This window comes from Streptomyces sp., from assembly GCF_035563135.1.
Taxonomy (GTDB): Bacteria; Actinomycetota; Actinomycetes; order Streptomycetales; family Streptomycetaceae; genus Streptomyces.
Genome location: NZ_DATMVN010000132.1, coordinates 1 through 3,500, shown reverse-complemented (window position 1 = coordinate 3,500; position 3,500 = coordinate 1). Strand labels below are relative to the sequence as shown.

Sequence of the window (3,500 nt, the reverse complement as noted above, 5' to 3'; positions counted from 1 at the left end):
GCTGGCGGTGGAAGGTGAAGACGTCGGCCGGGTCGTCGTCGCGCAGTACCAGGGTGGCGGCGCCTTCTCCCGGGGTGGTGAAGCGGTGCAGTTCGTCCAGGCGCACCGTGTCGGGGTGGCGGTCGAGCAGGCGCGGAACGCCTCCTGCGTCGACGGCGGACAGCTGCAGCGGATCGCCCAGGAGCCGGACGTGGGCGCCTGCGGCGCGGGCCTCGGCCAGGATCCGTTGGAGGTTGAGGGTGCCGCCCATGCCCATCTCGTCGACGACGATCACGTCGCCGCGTGCGAGGGGGAACCGCTGGTCGGCCAGGCCTTTGGCGTTCTGGTCGCGGTGGTGCAGCCAGGCATGCAGGGTGGTGGCGGGCGCACCGAGGTCATCGGCAAGAGCCTGGGCGGCGCGGGAGGAGGGGGCCAGGGCGACCAGGCGGCGCCCGGAGGCGGCCAGGGTGTCGGCCACCAGCTTCATCGCGGAGGTCTTACCGGATCCGGCCGGGCCGATGCCGGTCAACAGCAGTTTGTCGCCGCAGGCGAAGGAGCGGGCGAGGGCCAACTGGGCGGTGCCCAGGTGCGGATGGCGGCGGGTGGCACGTGCGAAGTCGGCCTCTTCGGCGGCGGGAATGACCAGTGTGTCGGCGGCTGCCAGGAGGTCGTCCTCGGCAGCCATGAGCCGTCGGGTGGTGTAGGCGGGGGCCTCGACGCGCAGGAAGACGCTGCTGCCGTCGGGGCGCTGCTGCTCGGGGTGCAGGTCGACCAGGGAGGGCGGGCGCAGGTCGACGACGGGGTCCTCAAGGGTGGGGTCGGACAGTGCGCGGGCGGTGATGCGCTCGGTCGCCTCGGCCAGGACCAGGTCCTGGGTCAGGGGACCCCGGGCGAGGTGGTAGCCGAGTTGGCGCAGCACCTCGGCGCGCACGTGCTGGGCGGCGAACACGCTGCGGCGTTCGGCGACTTCGGCCAGCGCGGCGATGGCGACCTGCCGCTCGAAGGTGTCCGGATCGGTGTCCTGCGGGGCCGGTTCGGCGTCGGCGGCGGCTTGGCGCACGGCGTCCAGCAAGGCTTGGGTGACGGCTTCGTCGGGGCGTGCGTCGACGTCGCCGAGGGCCGCGCGGGCGGCGGTGAACCAAATCTTCTGCAGGGTACGCAGCGGCCGTGCGGCACTGAGCTCGGGCCGGTTGGTGACTGCGGCCTGCTGCGCGAGCGCGTACCAGACCGCCGGGGGCGGGGTGCGCTGGTGGCGGGTGTAGTAGTCGGCGACCAGGCGTTCCAACTCGGCCCGCACGGTCTTGCCGCGGGTGGAGAACGCGTCGATCAGCTCGTCGGGCAGACCCGTGATCTCGAGGATCGGCCGCCGGCCGGGGGCGGTGACTCGCTCGCGGACCGCGAGCCCCAGGCGCTCGGACACCAGCCGCATGACGGTGGTGTTGTAGAGCTCGCTGATGGTCACTCCGTGTGCGAGCAGCGGCCGCGCGTCGATCGTGCGCCACTTCCCGTCCGGGCCCTGGACGCGGTTGGCGACGATGATGTGATCGTGCAGATGGGGGTCGCCCGGATCCCCGCGCGCGGTGTAGTGCCGCCACCGGGCGGCGACCAGGCCGGAGGTCACCTGCTCCTGGGCGATGCTGCCCTTGCTGGAGGCCCGGGTGGCCAGCACATGGTCCTCGATCCAGGCCAGGGCCGTCTCGAGCGCCTCGGTGTGCGCCGCGTCGATGACCTCGCGTGTCTCCTCGCCTCCCAGGATCCGCAGGGCCTGCAGCGAGCCTTGCGGGGCGGCCACGAAGCTCCAGCCCAGGCAGGGCTGGCGCACCGGCTGGGTGTGCATCCTCAGGTACCCGTCGAGCTCCTCTACGGAGGCCGGGCCGCGGTGGAACTCTGCGCGGAAGTACTGGGCCGCGACGTGTCGGCGGATCGCCCGGCGCTGGGCGTCGGTGAGCGGTCCTCCGCTGCGCGCGGTGGCCTCCGCGAGGGCCTCCTCGATGCGCTCCAGCAGCGGGTCGGTGGCGGTCGGGTCGCTGAACTGGGAGTAGGCGGCGCCGAGTTTCCCGGCCCGCCAGGCCTTCTTCTCGCTGTCTCCGGCCGCGATCCGATCGGCGGCTATCTCAGCCGCACGCGGATGCCGGCCGAGGCCGAACAGGGATTCCGCTTGTGCCCGCAGTACCTCCTGCCCAGCCACTTGGAGGGTCTCGGCGGCTCGTCCCATCCACACTCCCGGTGGGGCGCCGGCGTTTAGGGAGCCGTCGGCGGCAGGCAAAGACTCCGCGCGGACCGTCTGCGCGAGCAGATACCGGTACCCCGCGGCCGCCGTCAGCTTGCGAAGCTCCACTGCCACGACATCGACGCTACGAGGCGATCAGAGTTGCAAGAGATGTCATTCCGTTCTCCTGTTCCCTGCCTCTGTCTCTTCTTACAGCCCGGTGACCTGCAAAGACATCAGCAGCAAGGAGCAGCGGGGTGGGGCGGTTGTCCGGAGAACGGGGGTGGGACGACTTTTCCCTCCTCCCGCTGGGTGGGCAGAAAACATGGTCGTGGCCCGTGGGACGGGAGCGCGGGCAGCTCGGTCGGGCGAGCGCTTCGATCGGGCGGGAGGGTGGGTGAGGCTGCCTGTGCGGGTTCCCGGGGAGGGCGGCAGGGTGCCGTCCGGGCGCAGCCCACGGTTCGGGGCCGGTTCGGAGTTGAGATGGTGAGGAAGCCCAAGGCGAAGGCGTCGGCTGCGGCGAACGTGGTGGCGGCGCGGGAGCGGGCGCAGCAGTTGGCGATGGCGCCGATGGCGCGGCAGCAGCGGCTGGTGGAGCGGGCGACGGACTTCTTCTTGGCGACGGAGCGTCAGGATCTGGCGCGGGAGGAGGGGGAGCGGGAGATCCGGGCAGTCCGGGAGCGGGTGGTGGAGCAGGTGGAGGCGGCGCGGGTGGAGGCCGGGGCGGCGGTGGTGGCGATGCTGGGTGAGGACGAGCCGGTGGGGGCGGTCGCGGAGCGGCTGGGGCTGCGGCGGACCGATGTGCAGGAGCTGCGGCGGCTGGTCCGGGAGCAGGAGCCGGTGCAGGGGCCGGGTGGCCGGGGCAGGGAGGTACGGCCGGCGGTGGAGCCGGGCGTCGGGGTCCCGGGGCGCACCGGGGTGGGGAACGCTCCGGGTGCGGGGGACGGAGCGATGGCGGGCGGGGCCCGGCAGGAGGTCCGGCCGGTCGCCTCCGGTGGTCCGGGCGGACCGCGGCCGGTGGGGAGCGCGGTCGCGGTGGAGGAGGACGGGGCTGAGGGGGCCGGGGCGGTGTAGGGCGCGGTTCGGGTGGTGAAGGCGGAAGGTGTGTCCCTGCGTGTCCCTGGGGCCTGTGCGGGGGCTCGGGGGCCAGCCTCGTGGGGAATGCCGGGAAGTGTGTCCCTGGGTGTCCCTGTGTCCCTGGGCGGCGGTCAGCGCATGCCGGGTGCGGCGCCGCCTTGCTGGGGCTGCTGGGGGTAGTGGCCCTGGCCGGGGTAGCCGGGTGCGGCGGGCTGCTGGGGTGCCTGGGGCTGGG

At 73.3% G+C, this 3,500-nt stretch carries 2 protein-coding genes; one reads left to right on the top strand and one right to left on the bottom strand.

Going from position 1 to position 3,500, the window contains the following annotated elements; genetic code table 11:
• Positions 1-2,323: MobF family relaxase (mobF, locus tag VN520_RS05650; RefSeq protein ID WP_325745731.1), on the bottom strand; the 2,323-nt coding region annotated here is incomplete at its 3' end.
• A gap of 348 nt (positions 2,324-2,671) precedes the next feature.
• Here mobF and VN520_RS05645 point away from each other — a divergent pair.
• A complete protein-coding gene (locus tag VN520_RS05645; protein WP_325745730.1) occupies positions 2,672-3,262 on the top strand; it encodes a hypothetical protein in 591 nt (196 codons plus the stop codon).
• Positions 3,263-3,500: the final 238 nt, after the last annotated feature.